The sequence below is a fragment of the Mesorhizobium sp. M0296 genome (assembly GCF_040321675.1).
Classification (GTDB): Bacteria; Pseudomonadota; Alphaproteobacteria; order Rhizobiales; family Rhizobiaceae; genus Mesorhizobium.
Genome location: NZ_JAMYRZ010000005.1, coordinates 86,339 through 103,317, shown reverse-complemented (window position 1 = coordinate 103,317; position 16,979 = coordinate 86,339). Strand labels below are relative to the sequence as shown.

Genomic DNA, 16,979 nt, shown 5'->3' with positions numbered 1-16,979 from the left:
CTGTACCATGCGCATCCTGCTGCTATCGCAGTTCTATCCTCCGGTGATCGGGGGAGAGGAGCGGCACGTCCGCAACCTCGGCGCGGCGTTGGTGGAGCGGGGCCATCATGTCAGCGTCGGGACCTTGATGCATCCCGGATCGCCCGCAACCGAGCTGGACGGCGCGGTTCGCGTGCACCGCTTGCGCGGCACGCTCCAGCGTCTGTCAGGCCTCCACACCGATCCCGAGCGCCGCCACGCACCACCTTTCCCGGATCCCGAACTGGTGCTAGCCCTGAAGCGGCTGGTCGCTCAGGAGAGGCCGGACATCGTCCACGCCCACAACTGGATCTACGCGTCCTTCCTGCCGGTCAAAGTTCTCAGTGGGGCACGCCTCGTGGTCACTCTGCACGACTACGGCCTTGTCTGCGCCAAGAAGAACTTCATGCACTTGGGGACCCATCTCTGCAGTGGCCCAGCACCGGCCAAGTGCTTACCTTGCGCCACCGGGCATTACGGAGCCGTGAAGGCAGCCGCGACCACCTTGGGCAACTGGGCTTCGAGCTTCGGCGCTCGGCGCGCTGTGGACCGCTTCATCGCGGTGAGCCACGCGGTGGCCAGCCACACCGGCCTCACCCAAGGCCGCGCCCCCTACGAGGTCATTCCCAACTTCGTGCCCGACAATGTCGAGGTACTTGGCCCGGAAGATCCCTGCCTGCGGGAGCTACCTGGGCATGGATTCATCCTGTTCGTCGGCGACATGGCGCGCCTCAAGGGCATTGACGTTCTCCTGCAAGCCTATGCCGGCCTGGAGCGGGCGCCGCAGCTGGTCCTGATCGGGCGCCGGGCCGCCGATACACCAACCGAGTTTCCGCCGAACGTCCGCGTCTTCGGTACGTGGCCGCATTCCGCCATCATGCATGCATGGCGGCGCTCACTGTTCGGCGTGCTACCATCGGTGGGACCTGAAGCCTGCGCGACGGTCATCATGGAAGCCATGGCTTCCGGCAAGGCAGTCATCGCAACCGATGTCGGCGGCATGCCGGATATCGTCGATCATGGGGAAACAGGGCTTCTCGTGCCGCCCGGCGACGCGCACGCCCTCGCCCACGCAATGCAGACACTTCTGGATGACCGCGCCTTGCTGGCCCGCCTGGAGACGACAAGCCTCGCCAGGGTTGGATGCCTCAAGGCCGGAGCGGTCGTGACCCGGATCGAGCAGGTCTACCGGGACGTCCTGCGCCCAGCCGCCAGCAGGCCTGCGGTGCCGGCAAACCAAGGTTCGGGAGAGCCGTCATGCCGGTAGACCCCGCCGGGACGGCCATTATTCGCCTGCGCCGGGAGCTTCGAAAGAGCGCCGCGTTCGTCATGAATTCCGGCGCTCTGGCGATCGGAACGACTGCAACGGCCGGTCTCGGGTTTGTCTATTGGTGGCTCGCGGCCCGGCTGTTTCCGCCTGAGGTGATCGGCAACGTCTCCGCCCTCCTGTCCGTGATGGCGCTCATCGGCCTGCTGGGGGACGCCGGGCTGGGGACGTTGCTGATGGGTGAAATCGTCCGGCATCCCGGCAAGGAGCGCGGCCTCGTGGCCGCTGCAGCGTGCGTCGGGGTGGCGCTGGCGGTCGGCCTGGCCTTGTTGTTTGTCTTCGGGGAGGCGTACCTCAACAGCCCGACCGGGCCGATCGACGGCTTGTTCGTGGGCGCTACCTTCGTCCTCGGCTGCGGCCTGACCGTTCTCGGGATCGTGGCCGATACGGCGTTCATGGGCAACCTGCGCAGCACCGGCAAGATGATCCGGCAAGTGCTGTTCTCCACGTTCAAGCTGATGCTGCTCGCCGCGGCCGCCGGCTACGCCTCCAATGCCGCGCTTCTTCTGACCTGGGTGGCCGGCTTGCTGGCGGCCTGTATCGGCGTCGATCTCTTGACCCGGGGCGGCGCGCGTCGCCTCTTTGGGACCCCCGATTTCCAGCTGCTCCATGCGCTCCGACGCAAGGTGTTCGACCACTACGCGCTCGATGTAGCTTTGCAGGCCCCGGGCACCATCATGCCCTACCTTGTGCTGGTTCTCCTGTCGCCGACCACCAATGCCGCCTTCATGCCGTTGTGGATGCTGGTCTCCTTGGCCTCGTTGATTCCCGCAGCCATGGCCACGATCCTATTCCCCGTGGTCAGAACAAGCCCGAAACAATCGAGACGCGACATCCTTATGTCGCTGACGGCGTCATTGCTCTTCTCGCTGGTCTGCGCCGTCTTCGTCTTCACCTATTCGCAGGAGATCCTTGCGGTCTTCAATCCGGCCTATCCTGAGATCGCCGGTTCGAGCCTGCGCTTCCTCGGCTTCAGCCTGTTGGGATCAACGCTCAAATTTCATGCCTGCACGCTGGCGCGGCTGGGCGACAGGATGCGCAAGGCATCTCGCTGGTTCGCGCTGGGCGGGTTGCTGGAGCTGTGCCTCGTGATCGCGGGGGCGAAGCTTGGCGGACTTCAAGGCCTGGTCCTGGGCTGGACGCTCGCCGTTAGCATCGAGGGCGTGTGCGCGGCCCTGACTTTGGCCTTCGCGATGAACCTGAATTCCGCCGGCGGTCCTGTGCACGAAGGGCCGCCGGTTGCGTAACCATCTGAGACTTGAGGAGACACCGCTCATGGCGCAACGTTATCGACCGCAATTGGATGGCCTGCGGGTCATCGCGACAAGCGAGAATTCTTTATCGCGCGCGCGTACTGCGCCACGCTACCCCCATCGCGGCGACTCGACCGCGATCGGAAGCAATGTTGCTTACAGGCTCGGCAAGTTGAGAGACCTGGGACTGCTACAGGGAGTCTGGCTCGACTGCGGCTGTGCCGAGGGCGGCTACACCGAGGCCCTGGTCGCCTGGGGTGCCCAGAAAGTCATTGGTGTCGATCCTGAACGATCGAGGATCGACGAGGCCATCGCTCGCAAGCTGGTGAATGATGAGAAGCTTAATCGGCGGCCAGATGCGATCGAATACCACTGCTGCACCGACGACTTCCCATTACCGGATGCGTCCGTTGATGCGACACTGTTGAATGAGGTTCTTGAGCACGTCGCCAATGAGGCGGCCACGCTGCGCGAAATTTGGCGAGTCCTGCGGCCCGGCGGTCATCTGGTCGTGATGAGTCCAAATCGCTGGTTTCCATTCGAGGGCCATGGGATGCGGTTTCTGGGCCGCAATTTCGGTTTCCCTATCCCACTGCTTCCTTGGCTGCCGAGTTCGTGGTCGGCTCGCGTTATGGCGGCACGGAACTACTGGCCGCATGAATTGCGGAATATTGTGGCTGCGGCGGGCTTCGAGATACAGAAGGTCGACTATGTGCTGCCGGTGTTGGAGCGTTATCAATGGCTGCCGGCTAGCGTGATACCGACCTACCGGCGGCTCATGCCACGGATCGAAAAAACGGCTTTGCGGAAATTCGGCGTTTCAACCCTGGTCGTAGCGACCCGCCCCGTCGGCCACACTTAACTGGCCAGCTTCGGAGACCAGTGCTCCACTCCGCCGAGCCATGACGAATTGTATTCGAGTTGAAACGAACTGGAGAGCCGGACGGTTGGCGCGGTGGGATGCTGCGCATCAGGCTCACGACATCGACGCGACCACCTCCAGCATCACCTCCGTCGCGCCGCCGCCGATGGATAGGACGCGGGCGTCACGCGCTATGCGCTCGATCGGGCTCTCGCGCATGAGGCCCATAGCGCCGTGGAACTGCACGCACGTATACGTGACCTCGTTGACGAGTTCGCCGCAGATGGCCTTCACCATCGAGACCTCGCGCAGGCAATCTTCGTCCGCCGCCATGCGCCAAGCGGTGGCATAGAGAAACTGGCGGCCTGCCTCCACCTTCGCAGAGAGCATCGCGAGACGTTCACGGATCGCCTGCATGTCCCATAGGACGCCTCCGAATGCGCGGCGAGCTTTCACCCAGGCGAGGGTCATATCGATCGCCGCCTCGGCCGCCCCTATCGCCATGCCGGCGAGGACAAGGCGCTCGTTCTGGAAGTTGCGCATGATGGAGTAGAAGCCCTGTCCCTCCGCGCCGAGCACGTTCTCGGCGGGGATGCGGCAACCGTCGAAGACGAGCTCCGCCGTATCGGAGGAGCGCCAGCCGTGCTTGTCCAGCTCGCGGGCGACGCTGAAGCCTGGCGTGCCCTTCTCGACGAGGAACATCGTGATCCCGTGGCTTCCTGCCGAGGGATCGGTCTTGGCGGCGACGCAGTAGAGATCCGCGTGGACGCCGTTCGTGATGTAGAGCTTCGTGCCGTCGAGGACGTAAGAGTCGCCCTCTCGGCGGGCGCGCGTGCGGATCGCCTTCACGTCCGAGCCCGTATCCGGCTCCGTGATGGCGACCGCGGTGATCACCTCGCCGCTGATAATGCCCGGCATCCAGCGGGCCCGCTGGGCTTTGGTCCCGTCGTGAAAGACATGCACGGAAGCCATGTCGGTATGGACCAGCGTCGCGCTTGCGACGCCGCCATAAGTCGAGCGCCCGAGCTCCTCGGCGAAGATCGTCGATGCGACCGCGTCCATCTCGGAACCACCGTACTCGGCCGGGTAGCGGATGCCGAAGAAGCCGAGTTCACCCATGCGGCGCAGGATCGGACGGGGAATGAACCCGTCCTCCTCCCAGCGATCCGCACGCGGCTTGATCTCCTCCTCGACGAACCGGCGCACCTGGTCGCGTAAGAGCTCATATTCCCCCGCCGCCCAAGGCAGCCCCGATCCTCGCGCCGGTACCCAAGCTTTGTCCATCATCTTCATCCGCTCTGCTCTGCAGTCCAACGCAAAAGCTTCCGTCCAGATTGGTACCCAAAGGCCATTCGGAGGCCTTGCGGAAAGCTAGAGTTCGATTTCCTCTCTCGGTCCTTCCGAGACTGAAGGGGCTCCGGAATCGGCCACCCAGAGCATTCCGTCGATCACTTCCGCCAGTCCGGCCACTGTCGGGCGCTCGAAAAGGTTGCGAAGCTGCACGTCGACGCCGAAGCTCTGCCGCATGCGCGACACTGCCCGCATCACCAGCAGCGAGTGCCCACCCAGGCCGAAGAAGTTGTCGTCACGGCCGATCGACTCGACCTTGAGGAGATCGCACCACAGCGCGGCCAGCGTCTTCTCGGTCGCCGTCGAGGGGGCGACGAAGTCTTGTGCAGGCTGGATGTTTTCCGCCGTCGGCTCGGGAAGCGCAGAGCGGTCGATCTTGCCGTTGGACGTGAGTGGCATCCGTTCGAGGCGAACATACTGCGTCGGAATCATGGACTCCAAGAGTTCTTCGGCGAGGTGGGTGCGCAGGTCCGCCACGGTCAGGGGTTTGGACGAGACATAGTAGGCCACAAGTCGTGCGATGCCGTCTTCGGCCGCTGGCGGTTCGACATAGCCGATTTGGGCCATGATCTCCTTGATGCGGGATAGGTCCAGCTCGTCGTTGAGTTCGTCAATGGCTTCATCGCGCGTCTTCTGGCCGAGACGCACATCCCAGCTGTAGGGAAGGGCGTAGTTGTGATGTCCCCGCTGCTTCTTATGAACGTAGATGCCGACATCGTTGATGAGACAGTTCGTGGAGCGTCCTGTATCCGCAGGCCGATCCCATCCCGCCTGCGTCTTCAGGAAATCGAGCATGTCCTCAAGAGGGACGCTCCAGTAGCGGTAGAAGTCGATGAACTTCACTTCCTCGAATACTGAGTCGTTCCGGAAGGCATCCACGTCGAGATAGCGCGACACAGCATCCTCGCGGCGGTGATACTCCTTGCGCGCCTCGGCGATGAGCGCGTCCAGACGGGCCGGATCGTAGTCGTCCCGCTTGAAGACCTCCTCGGTCAGGCGCGTCTCAAAGAACTGGCCGCGGGACAACCCAGTCACGATGTACCCGATCCCTCGTTCGCGGGCGACGTTCGTGGCCAGGGTGTAGATCGTCTTGAAGCAGCCGTTGCAGACGTTCGCGAACCGTTTCAGGCTGTCGACGAAGATCTCGTTCATATGCGGCGTGCTTCCCCAGTGGTGATCCACGCCGAGGGAGTTCACGAGCCGCCTGATATTGGCCTTGGCTCCTTCCGAAATGAAACCGTTGTCAAGGGTGAAGGTAAGCGGCTTCACCCCCATGGCGACGAGCTTGCACAGCATAAAACTGCTGTCTTTGCCGCCGCTCAACAGCACGATACAGTCGTAAGGTCCCTTCCGGTTAGCCTGCATCTCCGCGATGAGAACCTGGAGGTCATCCGATGTCTTGAAATAGGTCTGCGCCTTGTCGACATAGGTGTCGAAGGCCCGGCACAGATTGCAGACGCCTGCCGCATCGAACGTCGTGCCGGGCAGGCCGGACGCAACACCGCACCGTTCGCAATAACGCACTTGTGTCTCTGGTTTCGCCACCGAGGTGGCGATGGCAGCGACAGCGCATTCCTGAACGTGCGGGTGCTGCAGAAGCCGGGCTTCGATCTCGCCCAGCTCGATACGCGCGCCACCAACCTTCACCTGGTGATCGGCGCGGCCGAGAAAGTCCAGGCGCCCTTCCGAGTTCCAGCGGGCGAGATCGCCCGTCTTGTACAGCCGCAGCTTCGAAAACCCATCTCGGGGATCGATCGCCGTGAGGAAACGCTCGTCGGTCAGGTCAGGGCGATTGAAATAGCCTCTCGCGAGACCGTCGCCGGCAATGAACATCTCACCGATGATGCCGGGGGCGGTGGGCTGATGTGCCTTATTGAGGACGTAGATGCCCGCATTGGCGGCCGGAACCCCGATCGGCACCGATGCGGATTGATCCCGGTCAATGTCGAAACGGTGAATCATGCAGCCCACAGTGGCTTCGGTTGGTCCGTACTCGTTGTAGATCTCGATAGGGTGGGGGATGGCTTTCGTGATATCGCGAGCCAACTCGGTCTTGAAGTCCTCGCCACCCACGATGAACTTGCGCAGCCTTGAGGTCTCAAGATTGCGGTCGCGGATCATCGCGAGATGCGCCGGCGTCAGCTTCATGACATCGACGGCATTGTCGTCGATGACCTTGAGCACGACCATGCTCTGGACTCCGGGATCACCAAGATAGACCACGATGCGGCCGCCGGTGATGAGTGACGTGAAGAGCGTCGTGACGGTCAGATCGAAGGCGAGGGATGAGAAAAGGGGCCATGCGAGACGTTCGCCGCAACTGTACACCCGAGCGGCCCACCCGATGTAGTTCACCAGATTCCGGTGCTCGATCACGACGCCCTTGGGCGTGCCGGTCGAGCCGGAGGTGAAGATGATATAGGCGGCGCCGTCCGGAGTGGCAGCGGACGGTCGGGCCGAGTCCGGCTGATGTAAAATCGACCCGAAATCGGCGTCGAGCACGAAAATGTCGGCAAAGTTCGGGGAAATGACGGATTGCAGGCGCGCCTGAGTGATCGCCACCGGCGCCCGCCCGTCGGTCCCGTTGGCAATGTCCTTCAGGATTGTTGCCAGACGCCCCTTCGGCGTTGCCGCATCCACCGGCACATAGGCTGCGCCGGACTTCAGGACGCCTAAGATCGCGACGACGACTTCAATGGAGTGCTCCATGAACACAACGGCAATCCGACCCGGCCCCACGCCGGTCGATGTCAGATGCATGGCCATCTGGTTGGAGCGTTCGTTGAGCTGCTGGTACGTCAGCGTTGCATCGCCGAAGCGGATCGCTTCAGCGTCAGGACTACGCGTCGCCTGGTCGCGGAAGAGATCGATGATTGTCCTGTCCGACGGGTAGGGCGCTGCCGTGGCGTTGTACTCGACAACCAGCGCCTGATGATCGGCATCTTTCAGCAGGGGAAGCATTACGCCCTCCGCCGCGATAGGAAGGACTTCATTCATGAGATACGCTCCCCATTGCGGAAGTCAAAAAAATCAAATCACGTCAATCATTCAGCTTTTTGGGTTGCCCGGCGATAAAGCTCTGCAATGGCAGGCGCGTCCGGTTCCTCCAGCATAAGGGGACCGTTGCAGTCCTCGGGCCCGAAATAAAATTCGGCATGCGGCACCACTCGAAGCCATCGGTGCGGTGCTGCACCCGATCGCAGCCAGGCCTTGTTCGGAAGAAATATGCATACTCGACCCGAATACGGAGTGGGAATGTACCGCCGCAAAGCCGTGATCGCCGTCGATTTGAGTCGAGCTCTGCTCGCCAGCACCGGATCTGTCGTGACAGGCTCTTTGCTTTTGCGAACGAGGGGCACGAGGGCGGCGCGGACGCGCTCGCCGAGATTCCGGAGGCGACTGCCGAAATATCGGAGACGGGCGCCGAATGTCGGCAGCTTCGCCATCTCTCGCAGGCACGAATCGGCGCTCCGCCTGGCATAGAAATACAGCAGACGCGGCAATTCCTTATAGGTGGTGGGGTGAAGAGGGCCAAAGAGCGCTATGCACGGGACCTCCGCTCCGCTTTGACCCAGCATTTTCGCCAGTTCGAAAGCGGTTGCAGCGCCGGAGCAGTAACCGGCGATGATGTACGGACCGGTGGGCTGATATTCGACGATCTGGCGGGCGAAGTACTCGGCGATATCTTCGACGCGGTCCATCGGATCGCTCTGCCCATCGAAGCCAGACGGTTGGAGTGCGTAAAACGGTTGATCGCCGCCCAGGTGCTTCGACAGGTCCGAGAATGAGAACGGCGCCCCGATATGGCCGGGTACGGCGTAAATGGGCGTGCGTGTTCCGCCAGACTGCAGGGGAATGATTGCAGGCTGTTGCCGGGCCGCCGCCGTGGCCATATTCAGAAACGCGATGATCTCGCCCTTCCGGCCCCGCAACTGGTCGCGAAACTCCGCCGTCAGTGCGCCAGCTGGGGCGTTGCACCGCAGCCGGTCGCCCTCTACCCAGATCTTGATGTCCTTGACCGCGAGGTCTGCGAGAAGCTCCGGGAACTGCATCACGTCCGCCGACATAGGTCTTCCGATCACTTTCTTCATGATTCACGACGGAGCCGAAGTGGTTCCCGCGTCCCAGTTTCTCCAGCACGACGGTTTCATCGATGAAACTGCCGCGCTTTCTCCATACGCCCGGGACATGTCAGTGAAGCGCTGTCCCGTGTTCTCAACCGCGACCCACCGCGAAGTGTGGGGAACAAGTCCGGTTCGAATGAACTTGCGTGCAGTCCAATGGAATTGGTTGAGCTCCTCGTTTATCCGCGGTGCATCGTAAGTGAATTATGGCATCGCGGGCACTTCAATTCCGGACTACCACCCAATTCCGGACTACCACGGTCCCGATGTACCCAGGTTTCGGTACGAACCTACGGACAGCCCATTCCCTTTCATCCCAAGAAAGGGATTGCCCTAAGCCGCACCCCAGGGCCTTAGAGATAGCCTCCAGCCGGGTCCAGCGCCGGAGGAAGCCTTCCAGCCGGTCTTTCGGACCAAGGGCGATGTAAGACCCATACTCGGAGGCAGAAAAGCAATGCGCTGCGATCTCGTCCGCTTCGGGCACAGCCAGAACTGCCTCGATGTCCACCCCAACCTCCTGCCTGGTCGAGAGGGCGACGACCGCGACATCTCCGGATCGCGAGACACTGAAGCGCAAATCGCGAGCAGGCATGCGGTGCGAGAGGTGGGGTTTGCCTAGGCGTCCATATTCTAGTTCGATGTCGGACGGCGAGATTCCCAGTTTGGAGGCGAGGACCCGGCGCAGCTGCCCGCGGGTAGCGACATAGCGGCGGCGGTCCCGCTCCAGTCTCAACCCCTCGGCGCGCCGACGTTCCTCTTCGTTGAGGCAAACGCCTATCTCGCGGATGACGTTCTGCTCCGCATCGAGCATGAATGCCAGGATCTCCAAACCATCGTTCTCGAGGACCGGCATTATGATCCCGGGTCTCAGCTCGAGTTTATCCAAGTTTGGAGGGGGCGGTGCCGGCTCCGCAAGAGGCTGACTGACGCCGAATCTGACGGGTCGAATTGATCGATGTCCCGAGACAGCATGAAAATTCCAGCTCGTGCCCAATGCGTCATGGCCCTCGTCCCCGCCCGCGCCACAAAATTGGATAAAGTCGAACTCAGGGCAGCAGTCAGAAGTCATACGTGGATTCCGATCGCTGGGAGCGCTCATGCGCACAAGTGCAATTCTTTCTAATGAACGGCAGCGCCATTCTTGCGGATTTCCCTAGTGAAACAACCGCGTAAGGGCGAAAACAAGGAGCGCCTGGTGGCTATTTCGAGGTATGGATGGGCTACATCAAACGACCCAGACATGCTGCTGCTCCCAAAGGGGTCTGCCGGAGGCGAAACTGCCAACTTTATCTTGCCGGATTGACAATGAACTGGCGCTCCAATGATCTCCTGCTCTGACGAGCAAGGCTGCTGCGCCGGCTTTTGCCAAAAAGCAGTTACCTGGATGCGGAATTACATCAGATCAAAGCAATCTCCGCGCTTCGCTTGTGCGGCTGAGTGGGCGCCTGGGCGATGCGCTTTTGCTGCTGGACGACGGAAGCCTCCCGGCCTGGCCGCGCGGCTTTTATGCCTTATGGAAGACTTGGTTTCTGGGGACGACGCGATAGCGCCGTCGTTAAAGATCCAATTCGGATTACCTCTTCTGAGTAATTGATCGGTTCTCAATAGGTCCGCATCGCCAGTCCCGTTCGAACATCGCCGATTTCGGCTTGGTTTCCACAGCGGGCCCGGCTGGCGTCCTGCTCGGCGGTGGAGGCACGCAGATAGAGTTGGGCGAGGCGGGCGGCGATCTCGACCGTCTTTCCGGCGAGCTTGGATTCGCCGCCCAGCGGGCGACGCGCGCCAGTCCCGCATTGTGGGCGTTACGCAGCCGCTCGGGGACGATCATGACGATCGGTGCCCGATAATCTCCGTAAGATCCCAGCCAAACAGCGCGCCGGCCGCATGGTTGGCGAACCGGATGACACCGTGGACGTCGATGGTGAGGATTGCAACCTGCGTGGCGCCGGCAAAGCCCATCATCGCCCCGCGGGCGATCTCGCTGCAGCGGAGCTCCAACTGCTGGATGACGGATGACGAGCGCCGCGGCCGCTGCGGTGAACCTCGCCCTGCCGGCGGCGGATCTGGTGGACCAAGGGTACTCCTGCACGGGAAGAAAGGCGGCCGAAAGGCGCTTATTCAACCACTTAAAATGGTGGCTACGCGGCTACTTGTAATCTATGGCTCCAGCGGTAGGAGTCGAACCTACAAGCCTTTCGGCGTCGCATTAACCGTGCGGTGCGTCTACCAATTCCGCCACGCTGAAACATAGATTAGGGAGCCCGCCGCGCGAACTGGTGCTCTGATCCCGAATTGAACGGAATACGCGCTGTGCTTATCCGGCACTGCCGATAGTCCAAAGTGGCCAGCACCGACAACGGTCACATCGCATAAAGTAAGCAAATCCAACCTCCCCTTGGTCCTCGCCTGCCGAAGGGCCGAACCCGCCGATCGATTGTGGAAGAGCCTGCCCAATACTTGATACAAAGTGGCGGCTCCTTTTTTCAGTCGACGCTTCAAGCCGCGGCCTGTTTCATGTGAGCAGCAATGGTCCCTAGCACCCGCTTGGCACCGCGCAGCTGTGCCTCGATGCGGCGCTCTGGACTGTCTCTGCCTATTGCGATCCACTTCATGGGATGCTCCGCATTGGCCAGGTGGGACTTGTGCCCGGCGAAGCCTGCCAGAAAATCGTAGCCGCACTCGCCGCGTCCGATGCTGTCCTCAATAGCCAGCACATGGCTGATAAGCCCTGGCTTGAGCCGGCCATCGCGCTCATAAAGAAAGCCGCTTTGATAGTTGAGAACACGGCCGTCACACACGAAATTGTACAGGACCCCGACTGTCTGGTCCCCGGCCAACGTCTGTGAAATGCGGACGGTCCCCGTGGGAACGCCGCGCGCAATGAGCTCCTCGTGAAATCGACGGAAGCTCGGGTTGGCAAAGGCTCCCCTGCGTCCCCATCGCGCCTGATGAAGCTCGGCCAGCAAATCAAACGCGGCGAGCGCCTCCGATGTCACTTCGACAGTCCGGAACGCAACGGGGCCGCGTTCCGCATATAACCGCATGGCACGGCTTACCGCTTGGCGAGTATTGCGGCCTAATGTGGCGCGGTAATTTGCGCCTTTCTGGCGGACTTTGGCGAAATCGATCCACCGTGCCGTATCTTCTGCTTTCACCTCAGTAAGGAGCCCGGCCCGGCCCGCGGTGCGACAAGCGGCCAATTCGAAGTCGGAATCAATTCCGGAGAACACCAGTTGGTCAGAGCGGCGCAAGTGATGCGCCAAGGCCTCGACGCATGCCGCTCGAGTGGCATCGGCCAGGGATCGCTCCGCAAGAATATCGTTATACTCGATGAACAATCGATCGAATCGAACATCTCCGGTTTCATTGAGCAGCCAACGCGCCCGCGCATGCCGCCCGAAACTCCACGCCCTCCGCCGGCAAATAATCGCCAAGCCAACGATCCTGCTTGACGTCCGAGCGACTAGAACATGTGGTTGCGCGCCCCCCGGCAGATGCCGCAGCCAAGTTCCGATCCAGAGCCAGGACAGATAGAATGAGTGCGTTGCTCGCGCTTCGAGCTCATTCCAAGCGGTCTCGAGTGTCGCGATGTCCGGCAAGTCCTCCACGGTAACGTCGATGACCATATCCTGGCGCATGGCTTGTTCTACTGAAGCCACGCGATAGGGTTCCGCACCGATGGCTGAGACACCAAGAGGTCCTGATATACAACCATCTTCCTGATACTTTGCGCATTGCGGCGGGAATGCCAGGAGTATCCTCGCTGCACGCTGCTGTTCGTCCATGGAGCACCCGGGGTTTTCCTGTTTGGAGAAGACTTCATGTCGGGAGGCGCTAAAAGTGAAGACCCTATTCTTGACTACTCACGGAGAGCCTAGTCTGTGCCGGCTGCAGGAGGACGAGCGACCGCTTCACACGGCGCCTTTTAAAGCGGCCGGGACCAGCGAAGGCGTTTCCGAGGCATTGTCTCAAACCGCAGCGGCTCGCGCGCTCATTTATAGCCGAGCAGGCGAATCCCCATCAGATGCCGAAGAACCGAATTCGTAGTGGGTCTCGATCGCCGCCGCCAAACTCCTTGCATGATCATTTCGAGCATGATCCCAATTTTGGCAGGAACGAGCACATTAACGGCCCCATTGCCGAACAGCACAGCCTGCTTTCGAAGGCCAATTCCCGTAAACGCGCGTGACAGCTCACGATAGCTATATTCCTTCAGGTGGAATCCACATGCAACGTTGTCAAAGTATACCGAAATGTCGTGAGGGTCCCGTGACGGCGTTTGGAGTGATGCAATAGTAAGCACCGCCGGGTGAAAGAACACGATAGACCTCGGAAAGCTGCCTTACTGCGTCGTCGGGGTGTAGGTGCTCCATCAACTGATCGCTGAACATAAAATCGAGACTATTATCTGCGAAAGGTAGATGAATACCATCGATCCTAACAAATTGAAAATTGACGGGCTTCTCCCCAGGTGGCAGTAACGCGTCAGTTACGTCGATTGCATTTACTGACGAGCAATGACTGCACATGCTGAGGCTAAGCTTACAATCACCGGCCCCCAATTCGCCGAAACGCGCGCCTTTCTGGATAAGCGTTCTTAAAAGGGTGGTCTGAAGATTGACTATACGATCGTCTCTGTATTCATTTCTATTTTGGGGATGATCTTCAACGGAAGTGAAAAGTTTGCCGTATACTTCAGCATAGAGGCTGAGCCGAGCATCTTGATCTGAATTCAGCAGCTGAGCAGCCAGAGCTTTCTCGATTTGATAGTGCGCAAATATCCGCTCGGGCGTGCGCGCGTCGTGACAAAATTCCGAAATCTTTGACCAATCCCGCTTGATAGGCACCTGTATCCCGTTCGATGTCATCTCACTGCACCTTTGTCAGTGATCCGAACTCCTGAGCGGAGGCGGACATGCTCCTTATGAAGCGGCTCAAGCTGTCGGCGACGGCGAGTGGTCGTTTCGCTTCCCACTTTCGTCCCGACGAGTTCACTACGCAGACCAGCCATGCAGACCAATCTCCTTGCCGGGCATCAATTTCGGACCGATCCTCTATTCCCTCACCACGCGGGAAGGCTCGACATCGTTGGGGTTCGACGCGGCCGGCAAGCTCTCGCCGGTCGGCCACGAGGTCGGGACCGGCGAACCGGCCGGCTCTCTTGGCTCGCTTTCGCCCACGATGATGTTGACGAGGTCACCTGGCTGCAACAGGGTCATCCCGACGGACTCAATGCTGACCGGCCCCGCTGCCGATTGCCGCACGATTTGATAGGTTGCGCTGTTCGCGTCCTTGGCAAACTGGACGCGGGCCACGGGCAATGTGTACAGGACGCCTTCGCTGGCGTTCAACTCGCGCACATTGGCCGCGATCTGGCTCTCCGCGGTCTCGATCTCGATCTCCAGATCGTTCCTGAGGTCGGCCCGGGTCCGCAACACCTCAGACTCCAGCGAAGCGAGGCGCTGCTTGGCGCTTGCGTATTGGTTAAGGGCGTCCTGCCGACGCTGTTCCGCGTCGGACAACTCACTCTGGATCTGATCCATCACCGTCATGCTGAGAACTTTGCGGTCCACGAGCGTGCGCATGCTGTTGACGCGCTCCTGGCGCAGCTTGACGAGTTTGTCGAGCGACTCCGTGCGCCCATAAGCGACAACATCCTGCCTGGCGGCCTCCAGCGCCCGCAGGTTCGCGCGCTCGCGATCCTTGTGCGCCGTGGCGACGGCCTTGCGCCGCTCGCTCTGCTCGTTGACGAGGTTAGCCGCTTCGGTGGCGCCGGCCAGTTCAAGCAACTGGCGCGGGATAGTGGGTGCTGTACCGTCGCGCTCGGCCTTCAGCACTGCCGCGCGCGCGAGCAATTTCAACAAGGCATCGATCGCCCCGCTCCGCTTCTGGGTCTCACGCACGGCTTCGATCTTCTGCCACGGCTCGCTCTCGGCGCGGTCGAGTCCGCCGGCCAGCGCGATCGCGTGCAGGACCGTCATGCCGGCCGCGTATTTGAACGAGCCTGGATTCTTGACCGGCCCCAGTACGTAAATGGGCGGGCGCTCCAGCGGCAGGATGTTGACCAGTCCCTCGCGGCCCACCAGTTGATTGAAGGTTTCCACCAGGTCGGCCTGTACCTGTTGCGTTGACCGGTTGGCGACCGGAATGGAGCCAAGCAAGGGCACGGAAATCGTGCCGTCCTCTTGGACAATATATTCGCCGCTCAGTTCCGGACGCTGCAGGATGCCGTGCAAGGCCGAAGATGCGCCCCCCCACTTGTCTTCCTCGACGTCGACGCGCTCGTAGAATGCGACCTTGAGGCGGTCACCGACGCCAAACAGGGCTCCGGTTGGCATGCCTGGCGCCTTGCTGAGGGTTTTGGGGCGCTCGGCACTGGTGGGAACGGCAGGGACGACGCTCCGCTCGATCAACGCCGCGGCCGATGCATCCGGTCCCGTGCTGAGGGTTTGGGGGGGCTCGGCGCTAGCGGGGACCTCAGGGACGGCGCTCCGTTCGACGAACGTCGCGGCCGACGCATCCGGTCCCGACACGAGCGCACGGGAGGGTTCGGCCGTGGCGTGGCCCGGCTGTTCTTGCCAGCTATCGATAGCAGCAGACACCTTCTGCATCACGGCTCCGGAGACATTCTCGACCCTCTGCACCACGGCTTCGGAGACATCCTGGATCCTCGGCACCACGGTTCCGGAGACATCCTCGACCTTCTGCATCGCGGCGCCGGAGGCGTCCCTGACCTTTTGCATCGCGGCTGCGGAGGCGTCCTTCACCTTCTGCACCACGGCTGCGGAGGCATCTTCGACCTTCTCCATTAGGGCTCCGGAGGTATCCTCGACCTTCTGCAACACGGCTGCGGAGGCATCCTCGACCTTCTCCATTACGGCTCTGGAAACAACTTCGATGGGCTCCCAGTTTCTGACCGCTCCCGCTCCCAGGACGGCGACCCCGGAGATCCCCAAGACAAGCAGGACGGCCTTCATTCCGCTGCGGCGGGCCGCCTGTGACAAGGGAGTGACGGGCTCGGAATTGTGTTTTGCATCCATGGCCATGGCGCGTGGCTTTCAATTTCAATGGTAGCCAGCCCATCCCGAAGTCGCGAGCATTCGGTCGACGGGGAAGGCTCTACCTTATCGTGACCCTTCACCGCTAGCGGCACAACTATCCCTTTGTAGGCACTCCTTCCGGATAAACGCCCCCTCCGGCGAACTCGTCCAATGAGCAGATTGTTGCTGCGCTGAAGGAGAACCCCTTTGATGGCAAACGGGACAAAGGCGATCGAACGCAACGAAGAGCCGGAAATAGTGGTCCGACGCAGCGTCTCGAACCCCCTGCGGCCCCAACATGCATTCGCAGAATGGCTGGCCGTCTCCAACTTCGTCGTCCTGGCTCTGGAAAACGAGCCGATCACGATCTCCGGCTCCGATCATTCTGCTACGTCGATCCCCTGATCGACGGCTGACCCGCCTGATTTGAAGAGGCGAACCTCGACGAAGCCGCCAATCTTGGCAATTCTACCGCGGTAGCAATAGCAGAACTGGCCCGCCTCACTCATTTCTCTCGCCGGATCTCACCCAAAGGACTTCCCCGGCAGCGCTGCCCCGATATGGGCCGCCCCAGGGGGCGCGCCAGGCAACTCCTCTGTTGCTCACCGCAGGTGCAACGCAACGAAGGCAGACCATCGCCCATTTCGATGCCCGGAAGGTATCCGAGCTGTTGTGCGCGCTGCGGCTCATCGCGCTGGCCCACACCCAGTCGCCACGCCATCTGTGGCACATTGCTCCTCAAGCTGGTGAAGCTCGGGCGCTGGTCAGGATCAGCGCGCGCCGCGCCAAGATCGCCTTCTCCTCGGCCTGCGCCGTCATCCCAAAATGGCGGCTGGTCGCGGCGCGGGTCGCCTGGGCCAGCGGTTCTCCCGCCTGACACGCCGCGCCCCCCCGCGCCAGAGCGGCGGCACCACCCACGCCCCACGGGAGACCAAGTCCGGCAACTCTCGCGGTCCGCGCATGCGGCGCCACGATGGTGCTGGTTGCCGCCCGGAGCGGCTGAAA

At 61.5% G+C, this 16,979-nt stretch carries 13 protein-coding genes and 1 tRNA gene; 6 read left to right on the top strand and 8 right to left on the bottom strand.

Translation table 11 applies throughout. The features are described from left to right. The first annotated feature begins 7 nt into the window (after positions 1 to 7). From NKI97_RS07445 to NKI97_RS07435, 3 genes are read left to right on the top strand one after another with little or no spacing between them, the layout of a single operon-like run. Entirely contained in the window at positions 8 to 1,285 is a 1,278-nt protein-coding gene (locus NKI97_RS07445) for a glycosyltransferase family 4 protein (protein WP_352450583.1), read from the top strand. Next, complete coding sequence (locus NKI97_RS07440; RefSeq protein ID WP_352744557.1) at positions 1,276 to 2,592, top strand: lipopolysaccharide biosynthesis protein; 1,317 nt, start codon at positions 1,276 to 1,278, stop codon at positions 2,590 to 2,592. Before NKI97_RS07445 ends, NKI97_RS07440 begins: the two co-directional genes overlap by 10 nt. Positions 2,593 to 2,620: 28 nt before the next feature. After that, positions 2,621 to 3,460, top strand: coding sequence for a class I SAM-dependent methyltransferase (locus tag NKI97_RS07435; RefSeq protein WP_352744560.1), 840 nt, complete (start codon positions 2,621 to 2,623; stop codon positions 3,458 to 3,460). Positions 3,461 to 3,574: 114 nt separating this feature from the next. Here NKI97_RS07435 and NKI97_RS07430 read toward each other — a convergent pair whose 3' ends face one another. The 4 genes from NKI97_RS07430 to NKI97_RS07415 form a co-directional block, all read right to left on the bottom strand. Continuing rightward, entirely contained in the window at positions 3,575 to 4,753 is a 1,179-nt protein-coding gene (locus NKI97_RS07430) for an acyl-CoA dehydrogenase family protein (protein ID WP_352744563.1), read from the bottom strand. Between the two features lie 78 nt (positions 4,754 to 4,831). Then, positions 4,832 to 7,807 (bottom strand): amino acid adenylation domain-containing protein, encoded by a 2,976-nt coding sequence (locus NKI97_RS07425; protein WP_352744565.1) that lies wholly within the window; start codon positions 7,805 to 7,807, stop codon positions 4,832 to 4,834. Positions 7,808 to 7,854: 47 nt separating this feature from the next. Further along, entirely contained in the window at positions 7,855 to 8,901 is a 1,047-nt protein-coding gene (locus NKI97_RS07420; RefSeq protein ID WP_352833315.1) for a TubC N-terminal docking domain-related protein, read from the bottom strand. 256 nt (positions 8,902 to 9,157) lie between these two features. Further along, positions 9,158 to 9,787 (bottom strand): 4'-phosphopantetheinyl transferase family protein, encoded by a 630-nt coding sequence (locus NKI97_RS07415; protein ID WP_352744568.1) that lies wholly within the window; start codon positions 9,785 to 9,787, stop codon positions 9,158 to 9,160. Between the two features lie 796 nt (positions 9,788 to 10,583). On the opposite strand from NKI97_RS07415, the gene NKI97_RS07410 reads away from it, so the two are divergent. Then, positions 10,584 to 10,781 (top strand): hypothetical protein, encoded by a 198-nt coding sequence (locus tag NKI97_RS07410; protein ID WP_352744570.1) that lies wholly within the window; start codon positions 10,584 to 10,586, stop codon positions 10,779 to 10,781. 313 nt (positions 10,782 to 11,094) lie between these two features. On the opposite strand, the gene NKI97_RS07405 is transcribed toward NKI97_RS07410, so the two are convergent. The 4 genes from NKI97_RS07405 to NKI97_RS07390 all read right to left on the bottom strand — a co-directional run bounded on the left by NKI97_RS07405 (position 11,095) and on the right by NKI97_RS07390 (position 15,980). Then, positions 11,095 to 11,179: transfer RNA gene (locus tag NKI97_RS07405), tRNA-Asn, on the bottom strand. A 250-nt stretch (positions 11,180 to 11,429) separates the two neighbouring features. Further along, positions 11,430 to 12,719, bottom strand: coding sequence for a GNAT family N-acetyltransferase (locus tag NKI97_RS07400; protein ID WP_352450591.1), 1,290 nt, complete (start codon positions 12,717 to 12,719; stop codon positions 11,430 to 11,432). Positions 12,720 to 13,172: 453 nt separating this feature from the next. Further along, positions 13,173 to 13,802 carry a class I SAM-dependent methyltransferase gene (locus tag NKI97_RS07395; protein ID WP_352833312.1) on the bottom strand — a complete coding sequence of 210 codons (630 nt, stop codon included), beginning with the start codon at positions 13,800 to 13,802 and terminating at the stop codon, positions 13,173 to 13,175. A 186-nt stretch (positions 13,803 to 13,988) separates the two neighbouring features. Further along, positions 13,989 to 15,980: a polysaccharide biosynthesis/export family protein gene (locus NKI97_RS07390; RefSeq protein ID WP_352833309.1), complete on the bottom strand. Its 1,992-nt coding sequence runs from the start codon at positions 15,978 to 15,980 to the stop codon at positions 13,989 to 13,991. Between the two features lie 204 nt (positions 15,981 to 16,184). Here NKI97_RS07390 and NKI97_RS07385 point away from each other — a divergent pair, with 204 nt between their 5' ends. Together NKI97_RS07385 and NKI97_RS07380 are read left to right on the top strand one after the other, a co-directional pair. Next, positions 16,185 to 16,379, top strand: coding sequence for a hypothetical protein (locus NKI97_RS07385; protein ID WP_352450595.1), 195 nt, complete (start codon positions 16,185 to 16,187; stop codon positions 16,377 to 16,379). A gap of 193 nt (positions 16,380 to 16,572) precedes the next feature. Continuing rightward, positions 16,573 to 16,851 carry a hypothetical protein gene (locus tag NKI97_RS07380; RefSeq protein WP_352833306.1) on the top strand — a complete coding sequence of 93 codons (279 nt, stop codon included), beginning with the start codon at positions 16,573 to 16,575 and terminating at the stop codon, positions 16,849 to 16,851. Positions 16,852 to 16,979: the final 128 nt, after the last annotated feature.